At 61.1% G+C, this 13,766-nt stretch carries 11 protein-coding genes; 10 read left to right on the top strand and 1 reads right to left on the bottom strand.

The window, feature by feature from the left end; translation table 11 throughout:
- Positions 1–2: 2 nt before the first annotated feature.
- From thrB to B9Y51_RS08085, 5 genes are all read left to right on the top strand, one after another.
- The gene (gene thrB, locus B9Y51_RS08065; protein WP_048680226.1) at positions 3–1,013 is read left to right on the top strand and encodes a homoserine kinase; all 1,011 of its coding nucleotides are present in this window, start codon (positions 3–5) and stop codon (positions 1,011–1,013) included.
- Between the two features lie 366 nt (positions 1,014–1,379).
- A complete protein-coding gene (gene rho, locus B9Y51_RS08070; protein WP_085529366.1) occupies positions 1,380–3,434 on the top strand; it encodes a transcription termination factor Rho in 2,055 nt (684 codons plus the stop codon).
- Positions 3,435–3,564: 130 nt separating this feature from the next.
- Complete coding sequence (gene prfA, locus B9Y51_RS08075; protein WP_085529367.1) at positions 3,565–4,647, top strand: peptide chain release factor 1; 1,083 nt, start codon at positions 3,565–3,567, stop codon at positions 4,645–4,647.
- Between the two features lie 3 nt (positions 4,648–4,650).
- A complete protein-coding gene (gene prmC, locus B9Y51_RS08080) occupies positions 4,651–5,610 on the top strand; it encodes a peptide chain release factor N(5)-glutamine methyltransferase (protein WP_245826115.1) in 960 nt (319 codons plus the stop codon).
- 53 nt (positions 5,611–5,663) lie between these two features.
- Positions 5,664–6,638 (top strand): L-threonylcarbamoyladenylate synthase, encoded by a 975-nt coding sequence (locus B9Y51_RS08085; protein ID WP_245826117.1) that lies wholly within the window; start codon positions 5,664–5,666, stop codon positions 6,636–6,638.
- A gap of 111 nt (positions 6,639–6,749) precedes the next feature.
- Here B9Y51_RS08085 and B9Y51_RS08090 read toward each other — a convergent pair whose 3' ends face one another.
- The gene (locus B9Y51_RS08090) at positions 6,750–7,805 is read right to left on the bottom strand and encodes an NAD-dependent epimerase/dehydratase family protein (RefSeq protein ID WP_085529369.1); all 1,056 of its coding nucleotides are present in this window, start codon (positions 7,803–7,805) and stop codon (positions 6,750–6,752) included.
- 223 nt (positions 7,806–8,028) lie between these two features.
- On the opposite strand from B9Y51_RS08090, the gene B9Y51_RS08095 reads away from it, so the two are divergent.
- From B9Y51_RS08095 to B9Y51_RS08115, 5 genes are read left to right on the top strand one after another with little or no spacing between them, the layout of a single operon-like run.
- Positions 8,029–9,957 (top strand): glycosyltransferase, encoded by a 1,929-nt coding sequence (locus B9Y51_RS08095; RefSeq protein ID WP_085529370.1) that lies wholly within the window; start codon positions 8,029–8,031, stop codon positions 9,955–9,957.
- Positions 9,954–11,867 (top strand): polysaccharide biosynthesis protein, encoded by a 1,914-nt coding sequence (locus B9Y51_RS08100; RefSeq protein ID WP_065424255.1) that lies wholly within the window; start codon positions 9,954–9,956, stop codon positions 11,865–11,867. Before B9Y51_RS08095 ends, B9Y51_RS08100 begins: the two co-directional genes overlap by 4 nt.
- Positions 11,864–12,892, top strand: a complete 1,029-nt coding sequence (locus tag B9Y51_RS08105) for an MraY family glycosyltransferase (RefSeq protein ID WP_048680216.1) — start codon at positions 11,864–11,866, stop codon at positions 12,890–12,892. The genes B9Y51_RS08100 and B9Y51_RS08105 overlap by 4 nt, the downstream gene beginning before the upstream one ends.
- On the top strand, positions 12,889–13,374 hold the full coding sequence (locus B9Y51_RS08110; protein WP_126855646.1) for a hypothetical protein: 486 nt from the start codon (positions 12,889–12,891) through the stop codon (positions 13,372–13,374). The genes B9Y51_RS08105 and B9Y51_RS08110 overlap by 4 nt, the downstream gene beginning before the upstream one ends.
- On the top strand, positions 13,371–13,664 hold the full coding sequence (locus tag B9Y51_RS08115) for an AtpZ/AtpI family protein (protein WP_048680210.1): 294 nt from the start codon (positions 13,371–13,373) through the stop codon (positions 13,662–13,664). The genes B9Y51_RS08110 and B9Y51_RS08115 overlap by 4 nt, the downstream gene beginning before the upstream one ends.
- Positions 13,665–13,766: the final 102 nt, after the last annotated feature.

The raw sequence follows: 13,766 nt of genomic DNA on the forward strand, positions 1-13,766 counted from the left end.
GTATGAGCAATACACGCCTGATCGATGGAGAATCTGCCGCCTCCTACGGGCCAGATTTAATTCCGATCGGAACTACCGTGAGTGTTCGGGTCCCCGCGTCGACGGGGAACGTGGGACCCGGGTACGACAGCCTCGGATTGGCGTTGGGCCGTTATGACGAAATCACGGTTGAACGCACCGAGGAACCGTTGAGCTTTGACCTCAGCGGTGAAGGTAGCGACGACGTTCCGCGAACCGAAGATCACCTGGTTGTTCGTGCCATGCGAACTGCGTGGCGGGCCATCGGATTGTTGGAATTGCCTGGCCTCCGCATCACGGCCCACCAGCGCATCCCTCATTCGCGAGGCATGGGATCGTCCGCTTCGGCCATTGTCGCCGGGGTCGTGGCGGCGAACGCAATGGTTCCGGAAGAGGTTCGCCTCTCGGACAACGCGGTATTGCAGGTGTGCTCACAGATGGAAGGTCACCCGGACAATGTCGCCCCGTCGTTGTATGGGGGATTGGTCATCTCATACTCGAGCGCTGACGGATTCCATTCGGTGCCGGTGACGGTCAACGAGAAGATCATCCCCGTCGTCGCCGTGCCCGACTACGAGGTTCCCACGCGCATCGCCCGGGGGCTCATCCCCGAGACCGTCCCTCACCGGGAAGCATCTATCAATTCCGGCCGGGCCGCGCTGCTAGTCCACGCGATGAAGGACGCTCCGGAAGAGCTCTTTGCCGGTACCGAGGACCACCTCCACCAGCAGTATCGTGCCAGCGCGATGGTGCCGAGTGCATCACTCGTGGCTCATCTCCGTGGGCGTGGACATGCCGCCATCATTTCGGGAGCCGGTCCTACGGTTTTGGCGTTGGCCGGAAGCGAGGAGGAATCGAAGCGCATCGTGGCTGCCATAGAGGCGTTGAACTCCGGCGATCTTGATCAGGCCGACGACCAAGACATCACGTGGAATGTCGAAAGGCTGACCGTTGACCGGAACGGTGTTATAGTTGAGCACAACAAACCCGTCTGACTTTTGAGGTTGCGAGGTTTGCCGATCGAACTCCCCGTCATGTGATGGCTGAGTTCATCAGATCGGATGAAGAAAGCCCGCCGCTCTGGCGGGTGGACGCGTTCACATCACGCCCCTCAGTTTTGATGTTGTCGCCATGAGCGTGTCTCGGTCGCGGACCGGGTGTGCTCACGACAAAGAAATGCCACGGTGAACTGACGTAGAGAAGTTTTCCGGGTAATGAGGGCAGAGCCGCGTCGTTGATTTGCGTGCTATCTGGCGCGTGAATTGCGTGCGCATCGCGTCAATTCTGGCGGTGTGTGCAGACCATTAATATTCGGCTTGTGCTTCAGAAGGCCAAGCCATGTCGAGGGGGAAGGATCCTTCGTGACCGTATCGACCGACCTATCGGGTGCGGACCAGCCGGCCAACGATTCGGCTGAACAGACTCGCCATCGTGCCGAGTCTCAAGAAACTCAGAACACCAGCAATAATGATCAGGCGACTCAGAGCGACAATAAGGGCAAAAGCGGCCTGAGCGCGCTCAAGCTTGCGCAGCTTCAATCGCTCGCTTCGCAATTGGGGATCGTCGGTGCTCGTCGGATGCGTAAATCTGCCCTGGTGGAAGCCATTTCGGCTCACCAGCGTGGTTCGTCCGTCGCCGACCGTGACAAGAAGAACTCGGAGCAGAAGAACCAAGATTCTTCTCCGCAGGAAGCTTCGGCGGAGAGCAAGAACTCGTCCGACAATACTTCGTCCGAACGCCCGAAGCGCTCGCGTTCACGTCGTGTGACCTCGGATTCTGCACCGGAGAAGGACGCCCCTCAGAACGCGGGGAACTCCCAGAACCATGAGGAGCAGTCCTCCTCGAACCAAGGCCAGACTGACGGAAATCAGCAGGATCAGGAGCGCGGCAAGCGCAATGATCAGCGCGGCTCCAAACAGGGCGGGCAAGACCAAGACTCCTCCAATGGTGAGGAGAAAGGTTCGAACGACCGCAATCGTCGCGGACGGAATAAGTCGAAAGACCACCAGTCTGAGGATGGCAACCGTCAGAACGATTCCCGTCAGAATAACGACGGCAAGAATTCCAACGACGGTAAGAATAACGACGGCAAGAATAACGACCGTCGTAATAACCGGAATAAGGGCAATAACAACGGCCCGGACGATGACGACAACCGCAAGGGTGGCCGCAATCGCCGCAACCGCAACCGGAACGATCGTCGTGACCGTCGCCGCGGCCGCAATAATGGCCCAGAGGTCGACGACACCGAGGTCACCGAGGACGACGTTCTGCTGCCCGTCGCCGGCATCTTGGATGTGCTGGACAACTACGCGTTCGTCCGGACCTCCGGTTACCTTCCCGGCCCCAATGATGTTTACGTTTCGCTGGCGCAGGTCAAGAAGAATCATCTGCGTAAGGGTGACGCCGTCGTCGGTGCCATCCGGGCGCCGCGTGAGGGAGAGAACCAGAACAACTCCCGCCAGAAGTTCAACGCACTGGTCCAGCTGACCAGCGTTAACGGTAAGAAGGTCGAAGAGCTCAACGACCGCGTGGAGTTCAACAAACTCACGCCGCTTTACCCGAACGAGCGTCTTCGCCTCGAGACGGAACAGAAGCGCATCGGACCTCGCGTGGTCGACCTCGTGGCCCCGATCGGTAAGGGACAGCGTGGTCTCATCGTCTCGCCGCCCAAGGCGGGTAAGACGCTGATGCTTCAGTCCATCGCCAACGCGATCACCACGAACAACCCTGAAGTTCACCTCATGATGGTTTTGGTGGACGAGCGTCCCGAAGAAGTGACCGACATGCAGCGCACGGTCAACGGCGAGGTTATTGCCTCGACCTTCGATCGCCCGGCAGACGACCACACGACCGTCGCGGAATTGGCGATCGAGCGTGCCAAGCGACTCGTCGAAATGGGGCACGACGTCGTCGTCCTCTTGGACTCGATGACTCGCCTGGGTCGTGCGTACAACTTGGCTGCTCCCGCTTCCGGCCGCATTCTGAGCGGTGGCGTGGACTCTGCGGCTCTCTACCCGCCCAAGCGATTCTTCGGTGCCGCTCGCAATATCGAAGAGGGCGGCTCCTTGACGATCCTCGCGACGGCTCTGGTGGAGACTGGCTCGAAGATGGACGAAGTGATCTTCGAAGAGTTCAAGGGAACCGGCAACATGGAGTTGCGTCTGTCCCGTCAGCTTGCCGACAAGCGGATTTTCCCGGCCGTGGACGTCAACGAGTCCGGCACCCGCCGCGAAGAGAACTTGTTGTCACAGGACGAGATCAAGATCATGTGGCGACTGCGTCGCGTGCTCGCCGGTCTCGACCAGCAGCAGGCTCTCGAGGTGCTCACCAGCAAGTTGCGTGACACCCCGACCAACGTGCAGTTCCTGTTGCAGGTTCAGAAGACCACGTTGGGCTCCAAGTCTGACGACTAGCAGGCTTGAGCCGGCGCCCGTTCCACCCCGGTGGACCGGGCGCCGGCTTTTGTCGTCCGAGTGCCGTGGCCGCGCTGGAGGATGAAATACTGGAGGCCACACCCCGCAACTGACGATCACCGAGGACCTCATGTTCGATTCCATCCATTCCCTGCTCGACGAGCATCAAGCATTGCAAGAGCAACTCGCCGATCCCGCGGTACACGCCGACCAGGCGAAGGCCCGCAAGCTCGGTCGCCGCTATTCGGAGCTCAATGGCATCGTTGAAGCCTATCGTCGGGTCCGGGGCTTGGAAGGCGATTTGGAAGCGGCCCGGGAAATGGCCGAAGAAGACAGCGACTTCGCCGCCGAAATTCCCGGCCTGGAAGAGTCCCTCTCGGCGGCCGAAGAGCGACTGCGTCGTCTGCTGATTCCCCGTGATCCCGACGACGGACGTAACGTCATCTTGGAAGTTAAGGCCGGTGAGGGCGGTGATGAGTCTGCCCTCTTCGCTGGCGATCTGTTGCGGATGTACGCGCGCTACGCCGAGCACAAAGGATGGAAGACAGAGATTATCTCCTCCACCGAGTCTGATTTGGGTGGCTATAAAGACGTCCAGATGGCGGTTAAGGGTAATTCGAATGATCCGGCCGAGGGTGTTTGGGCTCACCTCAAATACGAAGGCGGCGTGCACCGCGTGCAGCGCGTTCCGGTCACGGAGTCTCAAGGCCGCATTCACACGTCGGCTGCCGGCGTCTTGGTTTTCCCCGAGGTCGATGAGCCGGAAGAGATCGAGATCAGCCAGAACGACCTGAAAATCGATGTCTATCGTTCCTCCGGACCGGGAGGACAGTCGGTCAATACCACCGACTCCGCCGTGCGCATTACCCACTTGCCGACCGGAATTGTTGTGGCCATGCAGAACGAAAAGTCGCAGCTGCAGAACCGCGAGGCAGCAATGCGCGTGCTGCGTGCCCGACTCCTGGCGCATCAGCAAGAGCAGTTGGATGCTGAGGCCGCGGAACACCGTAAGTCGCAGGTCAAGACAATGGATCGCTCTGAGCGCATCCGTACCTATAATTTCCCCGAAAATCGGATTGCCGATCACCGTACTGGGTACAAGGCTTATAACCTCGAAACGGTGATGGGCGGCGACCTCGAGGCCGTGGTTCAATCCGCGATCCACATGGATGAAGAACACCGTCTCGCCGCGCTGGGCGACGACTCTGAGTAGCCCGTGTCGAGGAATCGTCCAGCAGTTGCTTCGGGCACGGAGCCGGGCCGTCAGGTGGCAGGTTTGCCCCTGGACCAAGCGATCCGGATGGCGACCCGCCGGTTGGAAGAGGCGGGAATCGCATCTGCCCGAGCCGAGGCGGAACTCTTGGCGGCCCATGCTCTCAGAGAGCCGTCGGGTCCCGAACTCACTCGGGGTGAAGTCGCCACCCGTGCCTTGACGGGACGAACCAGCGCTCCAAGCTTTTTTGAGGATCTGGTCCGTGAACGGGAGGGGCGAGTTCCTCTTCAGCATCTGACCGGAAAAGCACCTTTTCGTCATCTGACGCTGTCTGTGGGCCCGGGGGTTTTCATCCCTCGGCCCGAAACAGAGCTGCTGATCGAGCACCTCAACGGCTATCTCGGTTCCCTCAGCCCGGACCAGGAGGCCGTCGTCGTGGACCTTGGAACGGGATCGGGCGCGCTGGCGCTGTCGGCCGCGTTCGAAAATCCGGGATGTAAGGTTTTCGGAGTGGAGCTTTCGGAAACGGCCCTCGCGTGGGCCCGTCGCAACGCGACGACGGCATTCACGGAGGCCGGTACTCCGGAGGCAGCCGAGCGCGTGGAGATCCTCCATGGAGATGCTGCCCAAGCACTGCCCGGGTGGGAGTGCCGCGTCGATGCCGTCATCACCAATCCGCCGTACATCCCGACCTCCGCGACACCGAAAGACCCCGAGGTCGCAGAGCATGACCCGGAGATGGCGCTCTATGGCGGCTCGGAGGACGGCATGGCCATTCCCGAGACTTTTGTCCGTCGAGCCGCGCAATTGCTGAAACCGGGCGGACTGCTCGTGATGGAACACGCCGAGGTACAAAAGGAATCCGCCAGCGAGGTTCTGGCCGCCGCCGGTTTCGAATCCATCGAGACGATTCCAGACCTGACCGGGCGGCCTCGGGCTACCAAGGGCTACGCTGGGACATGACATCGCCACAGGGCCCACGCACTATCCGCAACGCAACGAAAGACGCATCGACTGTGAACGCAACCGTGTACACCGTAGAGACCGACGAGGAGCGCGAGACCGCCGTAAGCGCCGTCGAGAAGGCCGTCTTGGACGGTCGAACCGCGGTGATACCCACGGACACCGTGTATGGCATAGCGGCAGATGCCTTTTCGCGAGGGGGAGTGCAACAACTGCTCAATGCCAAGGGTAGGTCCCGGCAGATGCCTCCTCCCGTCTTGATCTCCGATGCGAGTGTGCTGCCAGGGCTGGCCGATGAACTCAATGCGGATACCGAGGCCCTCGCCGAAGCCTTTTGGCCGGGTGCCCTGACGCTCATCGTGTATTCGCAGCCGTCATTGAACTGGGACCTCGGGGAGACCCACGGGACCGTCGCATTGCGTGTCCCCGACGACGATCTAACCCGTGAGATCCTGCGTCGAACCGGCCCCTTGGCCGTTTCTTCGGCCAACCGCACGGGCCAGGCCGCGGCTACGAACGCAGACGAGGCAGTGGCGCAACTCGGCGATCGGGTGGAGCTCATTGTCGACGACGGCGTCCGTCCGATCGGACGCGCTGAGGTCGCCACGGAGGCCGAGGCCGTCCCCTCGACCATCATCGATCTCACTGGGGAACGTCCGGTCGTCGTGAGAGAAGGTGCCCTCGACCTCGATTCGCTGAGGAAGGTTGCGCCGCGCCTGATCACCCGTGACGAGTTGGAACGGGAGCAGGAAGCTGCAGAGGAGTCCCCGGACCGTACCGAGTCGATCGCGGACGGACCGGGGAATGGACCTCATGCGGCACCCGCCACGCCAGGTTCGGTTGAGGAAGGTCTGGTCACGTCGCATCGTTCCGGCTCCGTGGATCAAGCCCGTTCCGTGGATCAACTGCGCACCCGTGAATCCGCCGAGAATCACCGACGTCGGTCTCGCCAGGAAGACATTCGCCCGCTGGGCGTGGAGGAGGCGCGTTCGTTGCTTTTCCCTAACTCCGGCGACGAACGATCGTAAGTCAACCTTTCGCTTGAGCCCGGTGACTCCGGGAGAAAAGAAGGGCCTCTCCGCGTGCCGGAGAGGCCCTTCTTGGTGGGACGTGCCCCTCTACACGGGGGGGGGCGCCGCCTATCGACGCGAGCCGGAAGCCGTGTGGGCTTCACGGAGGACGGAGCCGATCCGTCGTTCGGGGAGGAGCCCATTTTCGGTCGCCCACGTGTCGTCCTGATCTTGGCCAAACCACATGAGTTCGGCACGACGCACAGCTCCTTGAAGCTTCTCATTCATCGCCGAAGAAATCAGGTGGCCCATCTTGACTCCCAGGCGAAGCGCGAAGGACGGAACGTGCCGTGGGTTCTTGCGGCCGGCGTCGCGAACCACTGATCCCGTGGTGGCGCCTTCCCACGGTTGGAGGACGATCGAGGGAAGGTCACCGGCGAAGGACCCGACGGAGACGACGTACTCCGCTAGAGCATGGACCGAGGTGACGGGGGTGGGGCGATCCCCACTGCCGGCGACCATGGCCAGGGGAGAGGCGGATACGCGAGCCAGATTCGACGTGGTTTTACGGCCGGATCCCTGGACGGATGTCGCGCGAACAATGCAAAGTTCTGCGGCGTGATGAGGGCCTACTACGGCCGGAGCGGCGCTCGGTGCCGGGGGAAAATCTGATGCTGCGGAACCGGGTGCGGCACCGGCCTGAGCGGTGGCATTGATGAATTCTCTCAAACGGAGGATGCAATCTTCTCCCAAAGCCTTAGAGAAAGAGTACGCGGAGAAGGGGGATGTCGACTCGCTCGCGTCCAATACCGGTCGAGAACCTTGAACCGCCGCGGAGCTCAGGTGGACGACGCGCTTCACACCCGTGCGCTGTGCCGCGACCACGACGACCGTAGGAAGCAGAGCGTTGGCACCCACCAGGGACGTAAGGTCCTGCTGATCGGGAGCCGACAGGCCCGCTGCATTGACCACCACATCGGCTCCCGCAAAGGAATCTGCGAGGTAATCGATGACGGATTCCAACCGACGGGCTTCGGAGATGATCTGACCCGCCGACTCGGCGGAGGTCGCGAGTCGAGGCGCGGCCACGGGGGAAGCGTTGATGCCCTCTTGCTGAAGCCGCGTCATGATGGCCGATCCGGCAAATCCGGTGGCACCGAGTACTCGCCACGTGCTCTGGCTCATATTTCCTCGCTTTCATCCACTCGACGGTGACGCGGCATGTGGCCCACGTATGGGGCACTCCTACCGGTACACTGTCAGGTGCCGTTCCTGAGTCACGGAGTTCGTGACTCTACCGGTCCACTTTACCGACCAAAACCAGAGAATCGGTCCATTCCCGATTCGAGGATCCGGCACGTATGGACGAACAGCACCGCCGCGCAACCTGCGCGAGGGAAAGGAAACTGTGCACCAGAGCCTCACGCCCGAGCAGGGGAGCCAGCCGAGTCCCAAGGTTGTGGCCGTCGTCGTGACCTTTAACCGGGTGCATCTCTTGCCGAAGACCCTTTCGGGAATCGCCGGTGGCCGCAAGGTCCCCGACCAGGTGGTGCTCGTCGACAACGCCTCGACGGATCAGACCCTCTCCTATGTGGAGAGCCTCGATTATCCACTGCCCCTCGACGTGGTTGCTCTACCCCAGAATACGGGCGGGGCTGGGGGATTCACCGTGGGAATTGACCGTGCGCTCTCCGTGCACGACGCCGATCTGGTGTGGGTCATGGACGACGACACCGAGCCATTGGAAGGGACCCTCGAGGAATCCGTGGAGGCCTGGCAACGTTACGCGGACGCACCAGAGGAAAGGCCCGCGTTTGTTGCTAGCCACGTCGTGTGGACTGATGGTCGCGAGCATCCGATGAACTCCATGATTCAGCGAATTGGTGCGTCTCGTGCCCGTAAAGCTCGAGCTGCGGCGGTAGGCGCCAAAACCATTCGGTCGGGCTCCTTCGTATCCCTGCTCATGGACGCGGCCGCGATGCGCCGGGTGGGGCTACCGATCGTCGACTATTTCATTTGGAACGACGATTTCGAGTACTCCACACGGCTCGCGCGATTCCGGGACGCCATCTCGTTGCCCACCTCGGTGGTGGCGCATCATACGAAGACTTTCGGGACCACCGACGCGAATCCCGGGCCACGCTTTTATAACGATGTCCGCAATAAGTTGTGGGTCTTTACGCGCAGTCAGTCCCTGGCTCCTTGGGAGAAAATTCTCTACGCGGGCGCCACAGGGCGACTGTGGTTCAGGACCCTTCAGAAAGCGACCGCGCGGGCGGACGTCGCGGCTCTCTTGGGCCGGGGAATCCGTGACGCCCTGCGGGCTCCTCGCACGAATGACCAAGCGCTGCGAGGAATCTACAGTTTGAGGTCTCATGCGGTTCCAGGAAGCGCGGCACCACTTCAACCTAAAGCTGAAGATGAAGACGCCTTCTCGGTCTTGATGCCGGTCTATCACGGCGACGAACCTCAGGCGCTCCGAACGGCTTTCGCCTCCGCTACATGGGAACAAACCCTCCGCCCTCACGAGGTTGTGGTGGTCGTGGACGGTCCCATCGCTCCCGCCCTCGATCAGGAGCTTCACGCCCTGGAAGCCGAGGCTGGATCCCGCGGCATCGAGGTGGTCATTCAACGCTTGGCCGAAAACGGCGGCCTGGCCAATGCTCTCAACGTTGGGCTTCGGAGTTGTTCGTACCGGGTCGTTGCGCGAGTCGATGCCGACGACGCTTCCTTGCCGCAACGGTTCGAACGTCAGGTTCCTCTGGTCTCTTCCGGGGCCTACGACGTCGTCGGCTCGGCGATGCTCGAAATGAGCGGAGACTTGCTTGAGGTTCAATCTGTACGTCATGTTGAAACTGACCAGGCCGCCATTCGCCGCGTCGCGTCCCTTCGAAACCCCATCTGTCACCCCACAGTGGTTTTTGATGTCGATCAGGTTCGCGCGGCCGGCGGTTACGAGCCCATTCCCGGAGCGGAAGATTACGGGCTGTGGACCAGAATGATGCGGGACGGAGCCGTCGTCGGAAATCTCGATGAGGCTCTGGTGAAATATCGAGCCGGGATACCGACGTGGAAGCGGCGGGGAGGGGTCGCCGCCGTGCGTCGCGAATACGAATTGCAGAGCCACCTTCGCGCTTCGGGTTTCATCGGAATGGGCCAGTGGGCGCGTAATGTGGTGGTACGCGGCGGATACCGTCTCGTCCCGAGGGCCTGGCGAATCGGTGCGTATCGTGCATTAATTTCCCGGCGTGGTTCGAAAGATTCATCGATCGACTTGGGGGCGGCGGATCGCCAGACGGATATCGCAGGGTCAGAGGAAGGACTCCACCAGGCATGAGCATTGGTACGACGTCGGATGCGAAGCCGAACGCCGGGTACGAGCGGCCCCGCACATGGATCTGGACCCAGATTTTCCTGGACTCCATTTCCTGGGTTGTCGCCGTTCTCCTCAGCCTCTTCCTTCGGTACGAAATGGATTACAAGCTGGTCCATGTTCCGGGACTCGTGCTGGTTTGTGTCGTTGCCGTGGTGGCGCAGCTCCTCGTGGGCAGCGTCTTTGCGTTGTATCGGGGACGCTATAGCTTTGGCAGTTTTGACGAGGCCAAGGCCCTCATGCTGGTGACCGTCCTCGTGACGGCCATTGTGCAGATCATGCTCCTTTTCCTCGGGGTCTCGCTGCATATGCCGCGATCGATTCCGATGATCGCGTTCCCCTTTGCCCTGCTCTTCATGGCGGCGGTGCGGTATCTGAAGCGGATGTACGTCGAGTCAAAATCAAAACCCAGCGCGCACGCTCCGCACGCGGTCGTCTACGGCGCCGGTTTCTTGGCGAACACCCTCATTACGCAGATGGTGCAAGACAAGGACTCGCCGTATCTGCCGATTGCGCTGATCGACGACGACCCCGCGAAGAAGCATCTGCGCATTAATTCCGTGCCCGTCGCGGGAAATGTCTCCCAACTGCGAACCGTGATGCGTCGATCCAATGCCAGGGTCCTGATCATCGCGATGGCCAACGTCAAGTCCACGCTCATGGATCAGGTCCATGAAGAGTTGGACGGCATGGACGTGCGTATTCTGACGGCGCCACCCCTCAAAGACATGTTCGGAAATACCACCGGCAACGGGTTGGACCTCCGGGATATCCGGCTCGAAGACATCATTGGGCAGCGAGCCGTCGACATCAACGTCGAGGGCATCGCCAAGTACCTCACGGGCAAGCGCGTGCTCGTGACTGGGGCCGGCGGATCGATCGGCTCCGAGTTGTGCCGTCAGATTCAGCACTTTTCGCCCTCCGAACTCATCATGCTCGATCGCGACGAATCCGCCCTTCAGGCGACTCAAATCTCCATGACCGGCCGGGGGCTGCTCGATGGTCCCGACACGGTCTTGGCAGACATCCGAGACCCTGAGGCTCTGGCGAGCATCTTCGCGCATCGGCGGCCGCACGTCGTCTTCCACGCGGCGGCCCTCAAACACGTATCGCTTCTGGAGCAATACCCCAACGAAGCGTGGCAAACCAACGTCTTGGGTTCGAGGAATGTTCTGCAAGCGGCCGCTTCGGTGGACGTCGAAGTTTTCGTGAACGTCTCCACGGACAAGGCAGCCAATCCGACGACGGTGCTGGGCCACTCGAAGCGCATGGCAGAGAAAATGACGGCGTGGATGGGCCATCACACCGACGGGCGCTACGCATCGGTGCGTTTCGGTAACGTCTTTGGATCCCGAGGTTCGATGTTGCCGCTATTCACGGAGCAAATTCGCCGCGGGGGCCCGATCACCGTGACGGATCGAGAGGCGACTCGGTACTTCATGACGATTCCCGAGGCGTGTCAGCTCGTCATTCAGGCGGGTGCGATCGGTGCGCCCGGTGAGGTGCTCATCCTGGATATGGGTCAGCCGGTCCGCATTTATGACATCGCGCAGCAATTGATCCACATGAGTGGTCGCGAGGATATCGAGATTGAGATTACTGGCTTGCGGCCGGGGGAGAAGCTCCATGAGGACCTCGTTGGCGTAGACGAACACGGTGTGCACAGGGGGCACCCTCAGATCTCCCATACCGAATCGACCATGCTCGACCCCGAGAATCTCGACCGTCACGAATGGAAACTCCGGGGCAACATGCCGACCACTGAAGAAATTCCGGTTGTCTCGCCGCCAGACGGTTCCGGAGGTCCGAGCGTCGTCTTGAACAAGGGTCACGAGGCGACGGACGACCAAGAGCGTCGGGACAAGTCCGCATGATCGAATCCAGCGGCCCCGGTTGGCCTCAATTCCTCATTCCCGCCCTGATCGCGCTATTCCTTGGCGCGATCTTGCCCCTCGTTATCCGACCGTTGTTGACGCGCTGGGGCGTCGTCGACATACCCGGGCATCGGTCGTCGCACACGACACCGACGATTCGAGGGATGGGCCTGGCCACGGCGATCGCTGCCCTTGTAGCCATAGGAATTTCCGGGGCGAGCGGCTTGGTCGAGGTCGACCGTTCCGTACTCTTGGTGGTCATGATCGGCATGACGCTCTGTGCGGCTTTGGGGTGGGCCGAGGATTACCGAGGGCTTCCGGTTCGCTGGCGGGCCGGCTACCAACTGCTCATCGGATTGGCGGTGTCGTCCGGAATCACCTTCACCCTGGCGACACCCGCTTGGTGGATTCCTGTCGGAACCGTGGCCATCGCCGGCTACATCAACGTTGCGAACTTCATCGACGGCGTCAACGGAATTTCGGGGCTGCACGGCCTCGTGGTGGGCTTGGCGTACTCCTACGCCGGCTGGGCTACCAATATTTCCTGGCTCACGGTCTGTGGGGCCGCCATCGCCGCGGCATTCTTAGCATTTCTACCGTGGAACCTCTTGGGCAAACGGGTATTTCTCGGAGACACCGGCTCCTACTTCTTGGGCGGGGCCATTGCCTGCTGTGCGGTGGGGGCGTTCCTGTCGAATATCTACATCGAATACATTCTCTCGCCGGTGGTCATTTACTTGGCGGATTCGGGCTTCACCTTGCTCAAACGGATCTATAGGGGAGAAGCCTGGTATCAGCCGCACCGCCAACACGTTTATCAACGTCTCACGGACTTGGGGATGAGCCACCTCGGCTCTGCCTTGACGGTGACGGCCGCAACGGTGGCCGTGACGGTTCTGACGGTCATGGCGCTTCCCTTTGAGGTGGACGGAACCTTGTGGATGGGGTTCTTGGTCATCTGCATTGTGGTGTTGTACCTCTCCTTGCCGAGCCTGATCGCGGCCGTCAAGAGGCGTCCCGCATGAGACGCCCCGTGTGGCTGCGTCACCCCCGGCAAACGACTCGGCCGGTCATCGCCTTGTGCGACGCGACGCTCGGAAACCTCGCCGTGGTCACGGTGATAATCCTCATAATTTCCTTGCCGTGGGGGCCGGGTTCGGCGACGCCGGGAGCTGCCTTTGGTGCAGGCCTCATGCTGGGGTCCACGTGTGTCACCTGGATTGTGACGCGACTGATCCACAGGCTCAATTCGGATCCGGCGTTCTATCTCCTGGTCGCCTATGTGGTCAAAGCGCTCGTTGGGTTGGTGGCCATCACGGTCGTCCCATTCCCTGAGTCTTGGAGCGGAACTTGGGCCTTGATCGGCGTCGTTGCCTGTGTGGTCGCGGCACTAGGGACGCAGGTGTGGGTCATCTGGAGACTCCGGATACCCTATTTTTTGCAGCCTCTCGAGACGGACCAGGAGAGGCGGAGACCATCGCCACGAACGAGAGAGGGCAGCCCGTGACCTCCGAACAGGGGCCAGATCAAGCTGGCCGAGCCGAAGAACAACCCGACCGGGGTGATCTCCGAAACGCGGGAGATCTCGTCCAACAAGGTGGACTCTCCGGCTCGATCATGATTTTGCTATACATAGTGATCGGAATCGGGTTCTGGAGTTTGGTAGGCTATGGGCTGGATCGCTTGCTGGGGACACATTGGATTGTGTGGCTCGGCGCTGGCATAGGGGCCTTCGCCGGTTTTTACCTGGTGTACCTCCATATGCGGCCGCGGGATGACGACTCGTCGTTCCACTAGACCTCCCTCAAGCACATAAACTGATTACTTGATCGAGGCCGTGAACTTTCTTCTGGCTTCGAAGACGCAACCTTCCTGAGGAAAGGACACGCCTTGCGAGAA

Origin of the sequence: Kocuria massiliensis, assembly GCF_900169715.1 — a bacterium.
GTDB lineage: Bacteria > Actinomycetota > Actinomycetes > Actinomycetales > Micrococcaceae > Rothia > Rothia massiliensis.

Excerpts from the sequence above, each read along its gene's own strand:
- thrB (WP_048680226.1), top strand. The coding sequence starts at position 3 with ATGAGCAATACACGCCTGATCGATGGAGAATCTGCCGCCTCCTACGGG.
- prfA (WP_085529367.1), top strand. The coding sequence starts at position 3,565 with ATGTTCGATTCCATCCATTCCCTGCTCGACGAGCATCAAGCATTGCAA.
- B9Y51_RS08090 (WP_085529369.1), bottom strand. The coding sequence starts at position 7,805 with ATGAGCCAGAGCACGTGGCGAGTACTCGGTGCCACCGGATTTGCCGGA.
- B9Y51_RS08100 (WP_065424255.1), top strand. The coding sequence starts at position 9,954 with ATGAGCATTGGTACGACGTCGGATGCGAAGCCGAACGCCGGGTACGAG.
- B9Y51_RS08105 (WP_048680216.1), top strand. The coding sequence starts at position 11,864 with ATGATCGAATCCAGCGGCCCCGGTTGGCCTCAATTCCTCATTCCCGCC.
- B9Y51_RS08110 (WP_126855646.1), top strand. The coding sequence starts at position 12,889 with ATGAGACGCCCCGTGTGGCTGCGTCACCCCCGGCAAACGACTCGGCCG.